Here is a 15,492-nt window from a genome sequence, read left to right as displayed (position 1 = left end):
AGTTGTTGCAAACAGCTGGACATCTGAAACGCCCTCATGAAACGCTCCGAGGTCGTGAGCGACGACTTCAAGCGCGTGGAAGCGCACGCCTGCCCGATGTCCACCTGTGCCGCCCCGGCGAGCTCGCCCTGCCGCACCGGGAAGGGCAAGGTGGCCATCCAGTACCACACCGCCCGCTTCCGCCTCGTGCCCCAACTCGCCAAGGCCCTCAGCGTGCCGACCCCCGCCGTGCGCAAGCCGGGCTCGGTCTGGACCGAGCTGCCCCGGCCGGTGAACGGGGGCGTCGAGCCGGTCGGGCACGTACGCCTCGGATACTGCCGTGCCTCGACCGCGAGGCAGTCCCTCGACGCACAGCTGGACTCCCTCGCCGAGGCCGGGGTGACCCGGGTCTTCTCGGAGAAGATCTCCACCCGCGCCACCCGGCGCCCCGAGCTGGAGGCCGCAGTGAAGCTCGCCGGTGAGATCCGCTCCTCCGGCGTCGCCGTCACCCTCGTCGTCCACGAGCATAAGCGGCTCGGCCGCGGTATCGAACTGGCCATGCTCGCCGAGGAGCTGAAGGCGAGCGACGTCGGCCTGGAGTTCCTCACCGGGGAATTGAAGGGCTCGCACGACCCCTCCGGCATCGTGTTCACCGTGCTGGCGGCCATGTCCGGCATGGAACGCGAGTACATTCGCGACCGCACCCTCGAAGGCCACGAGTCCGCCCGCAAACGCGGCAAAACCATCGGCGGCGCCGGCGTCACCGACGAGTCCATGCTGTCCATGGCCCTTCACCTGCGCGACGAGAAGGAGATGAGCCTGCGCGACATCGCCAAACGGCTCATCATCACCACCGGCGCCAAAAAGGGCCAGCACCCCTCACCAGCGACCGTCATGCGGATGCTGCGCGAGCACGACGAGAAGACAGCCGCGATGAAATCTGCACGCTGACCTGCGGCTCAGCCCTTAGCGTTGTTTTTTCGGCGAGAACTACTGGGACCCCGCCACAGGGCGGCGATCTGGTTCTCCGCAAGGGCCTTGGTGCGGTCGGGCGGCGCCGGCCGCCGCTCGATGCCGATCGTCGGGTCGCAGGCGATCCAGCCCTGGCGCTGCCACCAGCCGATCGCCTTGCGCGCGATGGACAGCTCCCGGTTGACGGTGTCGGCGTCCATCTCGTCCGCCCGCGCGGCCGCCAGCTCGGCCAGCACCTCGGGCAGTGCCGGGTCGTCGATCGCGGCGACGGGGAAGACGGGCGGCTTCGCGCCCCGGCGGGCGGGTCCGGTCGGCGCCGGTTCGCCGGTGAGCATCCACCCCCAGGTTGTCAGCGAGATCCGGTAGATCCGCGCGGAGGACTTCGCGATGCCCGCTCCGGTGAGGGGTACACCTCACCCCGGCGGCCGGAATGCCCGCCGCAGGTCGCGATGATCACGGTAGGGGCTCCGCCGCAGTAAATCCGGCATTTACTGCGGCAGAGCGCTGGCGGGCCATCAGGCACCAAAAGACGCGGCCGTGTCGGTCTGAACGGTTCGCGGGTGGTGTCAGGGTGTGGCGCGCAGGATTTCGCCGAGGCGTCGGTGGGCGAGGTAGTTTTTGGCGAGGTGGAAGTCGAAGGCGCCGATGGTCGTGTGCTCGTCGGTGTCGACGCCTTCAAAAGTGCGGCCTATGCCGCCTGCGGGGACGGCGACGATGTCACCGGGGTCGGCGAGGTTGACCCAGTGGGCGACACCCGGCGGCCGGGCGCCGCGGCCATTGACCGGTGCCGGCCACAGACGCGGCAGGACCGCGTGCGGCAGGGCCAGCGGTGAGCCGAGGGTAACCAGGAGGTCAACCTCCAGGTCGGGACGGTCCCACAGCGCTTCATAGGCGACGACCGAACCAAGGGAGTGTGCGATCACCACGCGCGCGCCCGTCGTTTCAAGGGCGTCGGTGACCCGGGCCCGGATAGCGGCACGGGCCGGACTGTTGGGGTCCTTGAGATAGGCGTGGACCTCCCGGCAGAAGAGCGCGACGAACCACCTCGTGGCGGGCGGGCCGAGAAGCCGCATCTGGGCGAGGGTCTCGACGGCCTGGCGCACCGGGACGGTCGACCGCCCTGCGGCGGTACCCGCAGGCAAATCGAAAGCGTCCAGCCATTGGCGGGCGAACTCGATCTCGTGCGGGTCCAGGTCGTCGAGGCCGTCGCCACCGCCCTGCCGGCCGGTCGGGCGCAGCAGGTCGGCGTAGTACGCCATGGATATCTCGGGTGCCGGTGCACCGGCACCGGCGCTGCGGAGCGCGCTGGCGAGACGGGTGTGCCATTCCGTTCCGAGGATTCGGGCAGCCTCGCACGGTTGCCGGCCTCGGCGGAAGTTGCCGATGCCGTGGACGCCCACGATGGCGTGTGTCACGAATCCTCCGGGGCGGTGGTGCCATCAGGTCCGCGCGTGCGGCGTGTCACAGATCGGGGCAAGGCGCGCGTCAGGAAGACAACATCCGGACCCAGCCCGACAACCAATCGATCTCCGGTTCCCATCCCGAGTGCACGACAGGGAGCGGGCAGGGGAATCCGGTCGATGCATTCCCCCGTGCTCAGATCCCACACCCGCACGGTGCGATCCTGGGATCCGGTGACGGCGACGGGGCGTCCGTCCAGGACCGTGCACGCCACCGCGTTCACGTCGTCGGTGTGGCCGGTGAGGGGTTCGCCGATCGGGTGGCCGGTAGTCAGGTCCCACATCCGCACGGTGCGATCGTCGGATCCGGTGACGGCGACGGGGCTCCCGTCCAGGACCGTGCACGCCACCGCCGATACGTCGCCGGTGTGGCCGGTGGGAGGTTCGCCGATCTGGCGGCCGGTGCTCAGGTCCCACACCCGCACAGTGTGATCGTGGGATCCGGTGACGGCGACGGGGCTCCCGTCCAGGACCGTGCACGCCACCGACTTCACCCAGTCGGTGTGGCCGGTGAGGGGTTCGCCGATCTGGCGGCCGGTAGCCAGATCCCACACCCGCACGACGTCTTCAGATCCGATGACGGCGACGGGGCTCCCGTCCAAGACCGTGCACGCCACCACTCTCACGCCGTGGGTGTGGCCGGTGAGGGGTTCGCCGATCGGGTGGCCGGTGGCCAGGTCCCACACCCGCACGGCGTCGTCGGATCCGGTGACGGCGACGGGGCTCCCGTCCAAGACCGTGCACGCCACCGTAAGTACCGTTTCGGTGTGGCCGGTGAGGGGTTCGCCGATCGGGCGGCCGGTAGACAGATCCCACACCCGCACGACGTCTTCAGATCCGATGACGGCGACGGGGCGCCCGTCCAAGACCGTGCACGCCACCACTCTCACGCCGTGGGTGTGGCCGGTGAGGGGCTCGCCAATTGGACGGCCGGTGGTCAGGTTCCACACCCGCACGGTGCAGTCTTGGCCTCCGGTGACGGCGATGGGGTGCCCGTCCAGGACCGTGCACGCCACCGCGTTCACGTCGTAGGTGTGGCCGGTGAGGGGTTCGCCGATCGGGTGGCCGGTGGTCAGGTCCCACACTCGCACAGTGTGATCGTAGGATCCGGTGACGGCGACGGGGCTCCCGTCCAAGACCGTGCACGCCACCGCCGATACGTCGTCGGTGTGGCCGGTGAGGGGTTCGCCGATCTGGCGGCCGGTAGCCAGATCCCACACCCGCACGGTGCAGTCTTGGCCTCCGGTGACGGCGACGGGGCGCCCGTCCAAGACCGTGCACGCCACCGTGTACACCGTGCCGGTGTGGCCCGTGGGGGGGGGGCGCCGATCTGGCGGCCAGTGGCCAGATCCCACACCCGCACAGCGTAATCTCCGCCTCCGGTGATGGCGATGGGGTGCCCGTCCAGGACCGTGCACGCCACCGAATGCGCGGCGCTGCCCAAACGCCGAGGGTAGTGGGTGCGTGCGGTGAGGGGTTCGCCGATCTGGCGGCCGGTGACTAGGTCCCACACCCGCACGGTGGTGCTTCCTTCCCAGGTGGTGACGGTGACTGCGACCAGGCGTCCCTCCAGGACCGTGTACGCCAAGTAGGTGTGGACCCTGGGGAGTTCGCCGATCGGGTGGCCGGTGGTCAGGTCCCACACCCGCATGGCGTTTTCGGATCCGGTGACGGCGACGGGGCGCCCGTCCAGGACCGTGCACACCGTGCCGGTGTGGCCGGTGAGGAGTTCGCCGATCGGGTGGCCGGTGGTCAGGTCCCACACCCGCACGGTGCGATCATCGGATCCGGTGACGGCGACGGGGCTCCCGTCCAGGACCGTGCACGCCACCGTGTACACCGTGCCGGTGTGGCCGGTGAGGGGTTCGCCGATCGGGCGGTCGGTGTTCAGGTCCCACACCCGCACGGCGTCGTGGGCTCCGGTGACGGCGACGGGGCTTCCGTCCAGGACCGTGCACGCCACCGTGAGTACCGTGCCGGTGTGGCCGGTGAGGGGTTCTCCAACCTGCTGTCCGGTGGTCAGGTCCCACACCCGCACGGTGCAGTCTTGGTCTCCGGTGACGGCGATGGGGTGCCCGTCCAGGACAGTGCACGCCACCGCGTGCACCCTGTCGGTGTGGCCGGTGAGGGGTTCGCCGATCTGGCGGCCAGTAGCCAGATCCCACACCCGCACAGTGTGATCGTAGGATCCGGTGACGGCGACAGGGCGTCCGTCCAGGACCGTGCACGCCACCGCGTTCACGTCGTCGGTGTGGCCGGTGAGGGGTTCGCCAACCTGCTGTCCGGTGGCCAGGTCCCACACCCGCACAGTCGCATCGTTGACCACAGTACTGTGGATGGAATCTCCGGATCCGGTGACGGCGACGGGACGCCCGTCCAGGACCGTGCACGCCACCGCGCTCACCCTGTCGGTGTGGCCGGTGAGGGGTTCGCCGATCTGGCGGCCGGTAGTCAGATCCCACACCCGCACGGTGTGATCGTAGGATCCGGTGACGGCGACGGGGCGCCCGTCCAGGACCGTGCACGCCACCGTGTACACCGTGCCGGTGTGGCCGGTGAGGGGTTCGCCGATCTGGCGGCCGGTAGTCAGATCCCACACCCGCACAGTGCGATCGTCGGCTCCGGTGACGGCGACGGGGCGCCCGTCCAGGACCGTGCACGCCACCGCGTTCACGTCGTCGGTGTGGCCGGTGAAAGGTTTACCGATCTGGCGGCCGGTAGTCAGGTCCCACACCCGCACAGTGCGATCGTCGGCTCCGGTGACGGCGACGGGGTGCCCGTCCAGGACCGTGCACGCCACCGCGCTCACCCAGGCGGTCTGGGTGAGGGTGTCGCGGCAGGCGAGGGCGAGGCCGCCGCCTGTTGCTGAGACGGGCGTCCATGTGCCCGCCTCAGCCCTATCCATCAGGGCGGAGGTGAGGGTCTTGGCGCCGTAGCGTGCCGCGTCCAGCGCGAGGAGTCGGCGGCGGGTGGCGTGGTCGGTGTTGCGGTGTTCACCGATGGAGTTGCGGTAGACGGCGCGGGAGAGCAGTGCCTGGTCGGTGTGGGCGCGGGGGAATGCGGTGAGGAGTGCGTCCGGGGTGCCGTGGACCAGGAACTCGGCGTCGGTGAGGAGTTCATCCAGGCGGCCGGCGGCCTGGGCATGTGCCGGGGCGTGGCGCAGGAGGTAGGGGGGTGCGGTCTCCCAGGTGCGGCGGGTGCCGTCGTGTGTGGTGTGGGTGGCCAGCAGGTGGGTGAGGACGTCGTCGGGTGTGGGCGTGGTGGGGTCGGGTGTGGGTGGGTTGAGGTGATCGACGAGGGCTTGGTGGAAGAGGCGGTAGAGCAGGGTGCCGTCGTGGTCGGGGGTGGTGCGCAGGTAGAACAGGACCTCGGGCAGCAGGTTCCGGCGGGCGTGTTGGAGGTCGAGGTCGGTGAACAGGCCCGCGAGCGGCAGGGCGATTTCCAGGGGCATGCCCTGGCCCTGGGCCCGGGCGATCGCCGCAAGGATGGCACGCAGCTGCTGTCCGTGGGGGTGGGTGTCCAGGTCCAGGTCGAGGACCTGGGGCAGCGTCGTGGGCGCCGAGTGGCCCAGCGCTGCGGCCGCTTCGACACTGTCCGGGGCGGGATCGCGCTTCAGGTAGCGGGCGAAGATTCCGGCCACCAGGAACGCGCCCCACGGCGCGGGTTCACCCGGGCGTGGGGCGAGGCGGTCCGCGACGGCGTGGGCGAGACGGTCGCGGATCGCGCGCATGCGGGCCGGTTCGTAGGGCTTCATCATCATGAGGCGGCCGGTGAGGTGGGCTGCCAGGTCGCCACGGACCTCGTCGGGGTCGGCGTCGTCCAGATCGATCAGGCCGTCACCGGCGCGTGCGAGGTCAAGCAGCGCGGAGAACTGCGGCCACGGGCGTGTACCCACCGTCAGGCGCACCACCGGCTGGCCGTCGCTGCGCACCGCGCGCGCCAGGCGGACCAGCTCCGTGCAGGTCCTATCTGGTTCGGATGCTTCGTCCAGGGCGTCCACGATCACCGCCGGTACCTCGCCGGTGTCGGGAAGCAGGTTCACGAGTGTGGTGGCATTGCCGGCTTCCGCCGCGGAGCCGAGACGCAGTTGGCGGGCGATGGTGGTGAGCACCTCATCCGCGGAGCGGCCGCGGGCGTGGACCGCGGCCAGCCGGTCGTGGACCGAGGGGCACCCCCCCGAATCACGTGACAACAACCGCTCCCGCACATGCGCCACCTCCTGCAGTTCCGGATGTGCCGCACACACGAGCGCGCCCAGCAACGCGGATTTACCCACCCCGGGATTGCCCGTGACCACCCGAAGACCGCCCGCCTCGACATCGTCCAGCCACGGCGCGAGTGCACGTAATTGGGAACGTCGGCCGACGAACTGCTTCCTGGCCTTGTCGGCGAAGTGTCGCTTGTCCTGCTGGCCGAGGAAAACCCGCAGCGCCGGATCCACCTCGGCCAGCCTTGCCTCGGCCGGGTCGAAGGCACCATTCGGGAAGAACGGGAGGGCCGGCTCGTCCGCGGATAGCACCATCGCCGTGCTCTGCACACTCTGCGCCATCCCCGGCATCTGCGCGACACGGTGCGCAACTTGCCGTGCCACCTTTTGAAACTGCACGTGCGACCGCGCCGGGTCGGTGTCCAGCCCGTTGTCGGCGACCTCCTCCAGCACCTGGGCCAACGCGATGCTGAACCGTCCGTCGTAGGCGTCCTCGCCGCCGCTGGACGCAGCGAGCACCCACGCGTTCACCGGCGCGTGGGACCGGTGCACCAGGTGCGGAAGCTCCGTCGCAAGGCCGGACCGGCATAAATCCAGCAGGAACAGCGTCGGCACTCCCAACTTCTGCGCGTCGTCCACCCACTGGGCGGCGTTCGTGCCGGACCCTAACCGCGCGTCCGCGGGCACCACGTCCACACGATGCGGGTTCGAGGAGTCCGGCGCCCCGTGGGAAGCCACATAGATGACCCGAACAGATCCGATCGCGTCGAACACGGCAGCCCTCAACGCGGCAGCGCCGACGTCCCGGTGCACATCGGTCGTATACCCCAACCGGCTCAGCGCCGCCGCGACCGGCGGCACGACCTCGTCCACGAACGGCAGATCCGGCAAACTCGGATCCCCGACCCGAGTTTCACCCTCCGACGGATCCGCATCGAAACGCCCGATGCCAACCAACACTGCACGCCCCACGGTCACCCACGCCCCCTCCCGAACCAAGTGTTCAGTCTGCCAGGAATCGACCGGCCACACCCACCGAACGAGAGCCGAACCCGGGTCTGTACAGCGCGCTGGATCAGTTCCCGAAGCCATGGGAGGACTTCGGGCGCCGCTTCGGCTGTCGGGCCGGCGCACACGAGGAGGAGCTCCTGGGACAGACGTTCAGGCAGCCTGACCAAGGCCGGCAGCGGGCAGATCCTGCTCGCGCAGCGGGGTGAAGTCGACGTCGAGTTTCGGGTCGTACGCCTCGGGCTGAATGCCGAGCTCGTGAGTGGAGTACTCGCCGAACCGGTTGACGTGCTCGGTCAGGTACGGCGAGATGTGCGCCAGGTCCTCCGGATCGATCTCCCATCCCTCCTCCAGCAGCTGCCGCACGATCTCCGCGATATCCAGGGCGTTATGGAAGATCACCACGTTCGTGAGTAGCGCGTTGAACTTCATCACCTTCTCCTGCTCGATGGGGTCGTTGTCGGCGATGACGCCGCGGTTGCCGAAGCCGATCCACTGGGAGAACCGGTTGAACGACTCGACCTTGTTGGTCGCCGCGGTCACCCGCCGGCGCAGCGGCGCGTCCGAGAGGTAGCGCAGGAGCTGGACGGTGCGGATCACGCGGCCGACCTCGCGGAAGGCGGCGTAGGTGGCGTTCTTCCTCGACCCCGACCGCAGGCGCTTGAGCAGTGTGGAGGATGAGATGGTGCCCTCGCGTACGGAGACGGCCACGCGCATCAGGTGGCGGAACTGGGACTCGATCAGGCCCCAGTCGATGACGTTCTTGCCCGGCTCACCGAACAGGGCGTCGATGTGCACGTACTCCGTGGTCTTGGAGGGCCGGTAGAAGGTCAGTTCCTTCCAGTTCCTGATCCTGGGCATCAAGTCGAAGCCCAGCAGGTGGGCGAGCGCAAAGACAGGGAAACTCTGGCCTTGGGTATCCGCGTGCACGGTGGTCGGCTGCACCTCGGAGGTGTTCTTCAGCAGGCCCTCGATGATGTAGACGGCCTCCCACACCCCGCACGGGATGAAGTGCGTGAACAACGCGATGTAGGTGTCCGAGACGTGGTGGTAGGCGATCCCGCCGGGCTTGCCGTACCGGACGCTCGTCTCGGAGAGCAGGTTGTCGAGGTACGTATCCATGTGGGTGCCGTCCGCAGCGACGGCGGTCCCGTCGCCCCACGCCTGGGAGATGTTGAGGCGGGCGTGCGCGTTCACCAGGTCGGCGATCGCCTCGTTCAGCAGCTGAATCGAGAAGTGCTTGTTGGCGACGTACGACAGCTCGTGCCCACTCACGCCGGGGATGTGCCGGGCAGCCTCGTACGGGCCCATGTTGGTGCCCTTGACGAACGTGACGATCACGTAGCGGCCCAAGGGGTCAGTGAGCTTCGGCTCGTTGCCCGACGGGGGGCCGAAGCGGCGCCACCACTCCACCCAGTACGCGGTCCGGGCCACGATCCCCATCAGGGAACGCTCCGGCATCCTCGCCTTGATCTCCTGCTCCAGCCGCTTCGCCGAGGGCCGCTGACCGTCCGCCCTAAACGCCTTCAACGACGGGACGCCCGTCTCCGGATCGATCACCAGGCCGTCGTTCTCCGGATACCCGGCATCCGCCGCAGCGGCAGCGCCTCGCAGCTTGTCCTCCAGCTGCCTGCGGAAGAACCTCGCGTCAAACTCGGCGCTCTCGCCCGCCTCGGCGAGTCCGACCTCCACCAGGTAGGACCCCAGCGTCTCCTGAACGGCCTCCCAGGCCAGCAGCTGCTCGGACCAGTCGGCGTACTCCTCCGAGCCGACCACCGCGACGTCGCCGGTGCGCAGTTCCTCGGCGAGCGCGGTGAAGACCATCGCCTCGAAGTGCTTGCGGACGAACTGCCCGGTCCGGGTCTTGTCGACCACGGCCTTGCGCCAGTTCTGGGTGGCGAAGGAGATGTCGACCTCCTTGCCCTCCTCGTTGAAGGCGGTGATGTACTCGCCGCGGGCCGCCTGGTGCCGCTGGGCATGTGCGAGGGCGTCCAGCACCCGGCTGTCCTCGCTGGTCGCCGTGAACTTCAGCCTGCCGTTGTCGGCCAGGTCGAACATCACCGCCCGGTCCCGGCCGATCTGCCCGTACAGCAGCACTTCCCAGAAGTTGCCGTGATGGGCGGAGACCTTCTCGATCTGCTCATACTGCTTCGCGAACCCGCCGAAGCCCTCCACAGCGCGGGTGACCGCGCCGAGCCCGCCGGCCTGCACCACCTGGGCCTTCACCAGGGCGAGGACCGCCGGGGAGACCCTGCCCTCCAGCCGCGTCGCGACCTCGTCCACCGACGCCTCCTCATCCAGACCCTCCAGGGCCTGGCGGACCTCGGCGGTCATGGCCGCGGCCCTCGTGAGCGCCTCCTGGGCCGGGCCGCCCTCGTCGATGTGCTTGAGCACCGTGCGGTAGTTCCCGACCAGGGACTCGACGATCTCCCGCTCGGCGAGCCGGATCTCCTCCAGCTCCGCCTTGGCCTTCTTGATCTTCGTCGCCACACGCTTGCAGAACATCGTCGCCAGGTCGTCCCGCACCCGCATCCGCGCCTTGTGCGTCAGGGCCGCGACCAGCGCGATGCGCTTGACGGGAACGAAGTCCCGCAGCTCCGAGGCATCCGCCGCGTCCGCCTCCCCCGCGAAGTCGGTAATCTTCCCCGCGGCGACCCCGTCCATCCACACATCGGTGTCGCCGAGCTCGTCCAGCCATTCCAGACGCTTGGCCAGGTTCTTGAAGTGCGACCAGGTCGGGTCCTTGGCGGGCTTCTTCAGCCGGTTGAACAGCGTCGTCCCGTCGCTGTCACGCTCCTCCAGCAGCCGCATGAGCCCCGCCCGCTGAGCAGCGCTCATGCGGTCGTGGACACCCACGCAGATCGAGGCGTTCACCTCGGTGCGGATCTTCGAGGCCATCTTGTCGAAGGTCGAGAACCCCGGCAGCTCCAGCCCGGCCTCCACCACCTTCTCCAGCGCGATGTTGATCAGATCCGCCGGGCGGTTCTTCGCCGCGGCCTCCTTGCGGATCGACTGCTCGACGATTCCCCGGGCCCTGGCCTGGTCGTACGTCACGCCGGCCTGCTTGCGGACCAGGCCCCGGTGGTGCTTGGCGGTCCGCTCCGCCCGGTACACCGGCAGCGTGCCCTCCGGCAGCTCCACCGCCCGCCGGACGAAGTCCACCACCATCTCCGGGACGTTCTCCAGCGCCGGGAAGCACCCCATGCGCCGGTACGACTTCAGCATCAGCAGCAGCGCCAGCAGATGCTCATCGCAGTCCGTGGCATCGGCCGCCCACTCCAGCTCATCGCGGCTCGGAGAGAAGAACAGATGCAGCTCATGCGCGGTGATCAGCCGCTTGAACCGCGGATACGCGGTCCGTTCAATCGATGTCACAACCCACCCCAGGCCCCAGACGACGCTCAACATCACCACCAACGACACTGAGCCGAATGGGTGACGGGCAGAGAGCGCTCAGGACTTCAAGATCATCCCGTTGCCCCTTTGGCGCGTATCTCGGTCGCACCCCTTCATGAGTTGTTGCAAACAGCTGGACATCTGAAACGCCCTCATGAAACGCTCCGAGGTCGTGAGCGACGACTTCAAGCGCGTGGAAGCGCACGCCTGCCCGATGTCCACCTGTGCCGCCCCGGCGAGCTCGCCCTGCCGCACCGGGAAGGGCAAGGTGGCCATCCAGTACCACACCGCCCGCTTCCGCCTCGTGCCCCAACTCGCCAAGGCCCTCAGCGTGCCGACCCCCGCCGTGCGCAAGCCGGGCTCGGTCTGGACCGAGCTGCCCCGGCCGGTGAACGGGGGCGTCGAGCCGGTCGGGCACGTACGCCTCGGATACTGCCGTGCCTCGACCGCGAGGCAGTCCCTCGACGCACAGCTGGACTCCCTCGCCGAGGCCGGGGTGACCCGGGTCTTCTCGGAGAAGATCTCCACCCGCGCCACCCGGCGCCCCGAGCTGGAGGCCGCAGTGAAGCTCGCCGGTGAGATCCGCTCCTCCGGCGTCGCCGTCACCCTCGTCGTCCACGAGCATAAGCGGCTCGGCCGCGGTATCGAACTGGCCATGCTCGCCGAGGAGCTGAAGGCGAGCGACGTCGGCCTGGAGTTCCTCACCGGGGAATTGAAGGGCTCGCACGACCCCTCCGGCATCGTGTTCACCGTGCTGGCGGCCATGTCCGGCATGGAACGCGAGTACATTCGCGACCGCACCCTCGAAGGCCACGAGTCCGCCCGCAAACGCGGCAAAACCATCGGCGGCGCCGGCGTCACCGACGAGTCCATGCTGTCCATGGCCCTTCACCTGCGCGACGAGAAGGAGATGAGCCTGCGCGACATCGCCAAACGGCTCATCATCACCACCGGCGCCAAAAAGGGCCAGCACCCCTCACCAGCGACCGTCATGCGGATGCTGCGCGAGCACGACGAGAAGACAGCCGCGATGAAATCTGCACGCTGACCTGCGGCTCAGCCCTTAGCGTTGTTTTTTCGGCGAGAACTACTGGGACCCCAACGACCCGGACGCCGTGGCGGACATCTCGGCCTGGGCCGCGGCGGGCGGCCCCGGCCTCGTGGACGCCCCGGAGATCCTCGACCTCTACGTCTTCAAGCCCTCGCGCCGCGTCCGGGCCGAGCTGGATCACTAGCCCCCGCCGACGGCACCCGATGACACCCGGTTGCACCCTGAGTCACACCGCGGGAACGACCGGGCCGAACGGTGACGGGGGGCGGCCCGTCCAGGTGTTGAGCTCCGCTCGCGCGGTCTGCTTGGTGACCCCGCCGTCCTGGACCGTGCCGCTCCGGGCCACGTAGAACCGCCCGTCGTCGAGCGAGACCAGTCCGTACTGGCCGTACTGCCCGGGAGCCGGCCAGCCGTACGTCCCGGTCGGCGCATCGTGCAGTCCCGCGCGCAGCAGCGGCAGCAGCAGTCCGCGCTCCGGCTCCCGCTGCCCGCGGACCGGGCCCCGTACGGGCTTCTTCGAGCCGTCCAGCGCGAAGACCGTGTAGTTGGGGAAGCCGGGCTTGGTGCCCTTGTACGCCGCCATCAGCCAGTTGCCGCTGTGCCCGTCGAACTCCAGATTCTGCACGCCGTACGTGGTGTTCCCGGTGTACGCGAAGTACTTGCCGCCGACCCGGGCGGGGCCGCTGGTGTGCGGAGCGGCCTCGGAGAGCGGACGCTCGTACTTCTTCCACCGGCCGATGTCGTACTGGAGCAGGACCTGGTGGTCGTTGTCCGCGCGCCCGGTGTTGGCGTACACGCCGTAGGCCACGGTCAGCCGCTGCTTCCCGTGCTTCCTGCCGAACTCCGGCCCGAACGCCACCCCGTCGATGCCGCTGCAGCCGTACCGGTGGTCGGGAGTGTTGCCGGTGTCCCCGTCGAAGACCCCGTCGCCGTTCATGTCGGCCATGAAGTCCCGTACGACTTCCCTGAGATGGACAGTCGTGACGACGCCCGTGGACTGGGCGTCCATGCCCATGCGGGTGATGCGGTCGGCGTCGAGGATCGCGATGTAGAACGACTTCGCGGCCTTGTACTCCAGCGAGCCGTAGACCCGGCCGTCCCGCGCGTTGAAGTCCAGATCGCCGAGGTGCCCGGTGAAGCCGGTGACCGAGCCGACCGGCCGGCCCCTGAGGTCGGTCTTGACCAGCAGATCGGTGAACGAGAAGTACATGAAGCCCTTGCGGCGGTCGATGGCCATGCCCTGGACATGACCTGACCGCCAGGCGCCGCCGTCGACCGAGGACGGCAGCGGGGACGGCTCGGTGGGCGGCGACGCGAACGGGGACTGCGGCGAGGGCGCGCGTACGGCGGCGGGTGCGGCCGCCGCGGCCGTACCCGCTCCGGTGCCGGCCAGTGCTGTGCAGGCAACCGCCGCGCAGACCACTGCCGTTGCCGCTGTCCCGCGCAGTGTGCCGATACGTCCCATGAGTGTGCGCATGACCCCTCCCCTGTCGTGGAGCTCGGATGATGCCGGGCGTGGATGCACGAGGAACCAATGGCGCGTGAACGAGCGAGTCCGTCACGTACGGAGGCCTGTCAAGCTTGACATGGGCATGGTGATCGATGCGAGGGTGCGTGCAGCCGGAGAGCCCGTCAGGAACCGACCCGTTCGCCGTCCTCCAGCTCCACCGTCCCGGCACCGGACGCGAGTACCTCCAGCGCCGCCCCCACCCGCCGCCGCAGGGGGGCCGGCAGATGGCCGTCCAGTTCGGCGGGCCGCACCAGCTTCCAGGACAGGAGTTCCTCCTCCTGGAGCCGGATCGCCGCGAACTGCTCCTCGGAGAGCACTCCTCCGTCGTACAGATACGCGGCGATCGGCGGGCGGGCCGTCCCGCGCGCCCAGTCGACGGCGAGCAGCCGTCCCGGCTCCAGGTCGAGCCCGATCTCCTCGGCCGTCTCCCGGCGGGCGGCCTGCCGAGGACCCTCGCCGGTGTCCGACTCGACCGTTCCGCCGGGCAGCGCCCAGCCCTCACGGTAGTTGGGCTCGACGAGCAGGATCCGGCCCCGGCCGTCGCGGAACAGCGAGGCGGCGGCGGCCAGGACACGGGGGAGTCCGGCGATGTACGCGGCGTAGTCGGTGGAGGTCACCCCCGGCAGCGTAGCGGCAGCTCCGGGCGCGCGTATGGACGCCCATGGGCAGATCAGGGGTCGTGCGGATAGGGTCGGGGCGGCGCGACTGCCTGTTCGAAAGCAAGGGATGCAAGGTGACGGACGGAGCAGAGATGGAGACCGCCCGCGTGCTCGTCGCGGCGGACAAGTTCAAGGGCTCGCTCACGGCCGTACAGGTCGCGGAGCGGGTGACGGCCGGGCTGCGGTCCGTCGTTCCCGGAGTGCGGGTCGAGGCCCTGCCCGTCGCGGACGGTGGCGACGGCACGGTCGCGGCGGCGGTGGCCGCCGGATTCGAGCGCCGTGAGGCGCGGGTGACCGGCCCCCTCGGGCAGCCGGTGACCTCGGCCTACGCGCTGCGCGGGTCCACCGCGGTGGTGGAGATGGCCGAGGCCTCGGGGCTCCAGCACCTCCCCGCAGGGGTGTTCGCCCCCCTCACCGCCACCACGTACGGCTCGGGCGAACTGCTGCGCGCCGCCCTCGACGCGGGGGCCCGGACCCTGGTCTTCGGGGTCGGCGGCAGCGCCACCACGGACGGCGGCGCGGGCATGCTCGCCGCGCTCGGCGCCCGCTTCCTGGACGCCGACGGCAAGCCGGTCGGCCCCGGCGGCGGAGGCCTCGCCGATCTGGCGGAGGCCGATCTCTCCGGGCTCGACCCGCGCCTCGCGGACGTCGACCTGATCCTGGCCAGCGACGTGGACAACCCGCTGACCGGGCCGAAGGGGGCCCCCGAGGTGTACGGGCGGCAGAAGGGGGCGTCCGAGGACGACATCGCGGTCCTGGACGCGGCCCTCGTCCACTACGCCTCGGTCCTGGGCCCCGGCCACGCGGCCCTGCCCGGCGCGGGCGCGGCCGGAGGCATCGGGTACGGGGCGCTGGTCGCGCTCGGCGCCCGCTTCCGGCCCGGCATCGAGGTCATGCTGGACGTCCTCGGTTTCGCCCCGGCGCTCGCCCGCGCCACGCTGGTCATCACCGGCGAGGGTTCGCTGGACGAGCAGACGCTGCACGGCAAGGCCCCGGCGGGAGTCGCCGCGGCCGCCCGCGCCGCCGGGATCGATGTCGTCGCGGTCTGCGGCAGGCTCGCGCTGTCCCCGGAGGCGCTGGGCAGGGCGGGCATCCGGCGTGCCTACGCCCTCGCCGAGCTGGAGCCCGACCCGGCCGTCAGCATGGCCCAGGCCGGGCCACTGCTGGAGCGGGTCGCCGGTGCGATCGCCCGCGACTTCCTGAGCTGAGGCAGGGCGGCGCGCAGCGTCACGGCCCCCGGACCGGTGAAC

Annotated in this window: 9 protein-coding genes and 3 pseudogenes; 4 read left to right on the top strand and 8 right to left on the bottom strand. The window is 69.9% G+C overall.

What is annotated here, in order from left to right; translation table 11 throughout:
- Nucleotides 1-36: 36 nt before the first annotated feature.
- Nucleotides 37-930, top strand: a complete 894-nt coding sequence (locus ACIGJO_RS17920) for a recombinase family protein (protein ID WP_399958924.1) — start codon at nucleotides 37-39, stop codon at nucleotides 928-930.
- Nucleotides 931-938: 8 nt separating this feature from the next.
- On the opposite strand, the gene ACIGJO_RS17915 is transcribed toward ACIGJO_RS17920, so the two are convergent.
- From ACIGJO_RS17915 to ACIGJO_RS17890, 6 genes and pseudogenes are all read right to left on the bottom strand, one after another.
- Nucleotides 939-1,286: a hypothetical protein gene (locus tag ACIGJO_RS17915; RefSeq protein WP_399958929.1), complete on the bottom strand. Its 348-nt coding sequence runs from the start codon at nucleotides 1,284-1,286 to the stop codon at nucleotides 939-941.
- Nucleotides 1,287-1,517: 231 nt separating this feature from the next.
- Nucleotides 1,518-2,210: a serine peptidase gene (locus tag ACIGJO_RS17910; protein ID WP_399958928.1), complete on the bottom strand. Its 693-nt coding sequence runs from the start codon at nucleotides 2,208-2,210 to the stop codon at nucleotides 1,518-1,520.
- A 152-nt stretch (nucleotides 2,211-2,362) separates the two neighbouring features.
- Nucleotides 2,363-3,502, bottom strand: coding sequence for a WD40 repeat domain-containing protein (locus ACIGJO_RS17905; protein ID WP_399959014.1), 1,140 nt, complete (start codon nucleotides 3,500-3,502; stop codon nucleotides 2,363-2,365).
- 30 nt (nucleotides 3,503-3,532) lie between these two features.
- Nucleotides 3,533-3,697 (bottom strand): annotated as a pseudogene (locus tag ACIGJO_RS17900) (hypothetical protein); the annotation flags it as partial.
- Between the two features lie 515 nt (nucleotides 3,698-4,212).
- A pseudogene (locus ACIGJO_RS17895) lies at nucleotides 4,213-7,710 on the bottom strand (AAA family ATPase); the annotation flags it as partial.
- Nucleotides 7,711-7,779: 69 nt separating this feature from the next.
- Entirely contained in the window at nucleotides 7,780-11,001 is a 3,222-nt protein-coding gene (locus tag ACIGJO_RS17890; RefSeq protein WP_399958926.1) for a Tn3 family transposase, read from the bottom strand.
- A gap of 175 nt (nucleotides 11,002-11,176) precedes the next feature.
- Here ACIGJO_RS17890 and ACIGJO_RS17885 point away from each other — a divergent pair, with 175 nt between their 5' ends.
- Nucleotides 11,177-12,070 carry a recombinase family protein gene (locus ACIGJO_RS17885; protein WP_399958924.1) on the top strand — a complete coding sequence of 298 codons (894 nt, stop codon included), beginning with the start codon at nucleotides 11,177-11,179 and terminating at the stop codon, nucleotides 12,068-12,070.
- Between the two features lie 52 nt (nucleotides 12,071-12,122).
- Nucleotides 12,123-12,257, top strand: a pseudogene (locus ACIGJO_RS17880) ((2Fe-2S) ferredoxin domain-containing protein); the annotation flags it as partial.
- 42 nt (nucleotides 12,258-12,299) lie between these two features.
- On the opposite strand, the gene ACIGJO_RS17875 reads toward ACIGJO_RS17880, so the two are convergent.
- Nucleotides 12,300-13,550: a hypothetical protein gene (locus tag ACIGJO_RS17875; RefSeq protein WP_399958922.1), complete on the bottom strand. Its 1,251-nt coding sequence runs from the start codon at nucleotides 13,548-13,550 to the stop codon at nucleotides 12,300-12,302.
- Between the two features lie 155 nt (nucleotides 13,551-13,705).
- Entirely contained in the window at nucleotides 13,706-14,200 is a 495-nt protein-coding gene (locus tag ACIGJO_RS17870; protein ID WP_399958920.1) for an NUDIX domain-containing protein, read from the bottom strand.
- A gap of 134 nt (nucleotides 14,201-14,334) precedes the next feature.
- On the opposite strand from ACIGJO_RS17870, the gene ACIGJO_RS17865 reads away from it, so the two are divergent.
- Entirely contained in the window at nucleotides 14,335-15,450 is a 1,116-nt protein-coding gene (locus tag ACIGJO_RS17865; protein WP_399959012.1) for a glycerate kinase, read from the top strand.
- The last annotated feature ends 42 nt before the right edge of the window (nucleotides 15,451-15,492 follow it).

Source organism: Streptomyces sp. NPDC079020, assembly GCF_044542225.1.
Classification (GTDB): Bacteria; Actinomycetota; Actinomycetes; order Streptomycetales; family Streptomycetaceae; genus Streptomyces.
Note: the sequence above shows the minus strand (reverse complement) of the source record. Positions and strands in the feature narration are given on the sequence as shown.

Coding starts and splice junctions, on each gene's coding strand:
- ACIGJO_RS17920 (WP_399958924.1), top strand. CDS start 37: ATGAAACGCTCCGAGGTCGTGAGCGACGACTTCAAGCGCGTGGAAGCG.
- ACIGJO_RS17915 (WP_399958929.1), bottom strand. CDS start 1,286: ATGCTCACCGGCGAACCGGCGCCGACCGGACCCGCCCGCCGGGGCGCG.
- ACIGJO_RS17910 (WP_399958928.1), bottom strand. CDS start 2,210: ATGGCGTACTACGCCGACCTGCTGCGCCCGACCGGCCGGCAGGGCGGT.
- ACIGJO_RS17885 (WP_399958924.1), top strand. CDS start 11,177: ATGAAACGCTCCGAGGTCGTGAGCGACGACTTCAAGCGCGTGGAAGCG.
- ACIGJO_RS17875 (WP_399958922.1), bottom strand. CDS start 13,550: ATGCGCACACTCATGGGACGTATCGGCACACTGCGCGGGACAGCGGCA.
- ACIGJO_RS17865 (WP_399959012.1), top strand. CDS start 14,335: ATGGAGACCGCCCGCGTGCTCGTCGCGGCGGACAAGTTCAAGGGCTCG.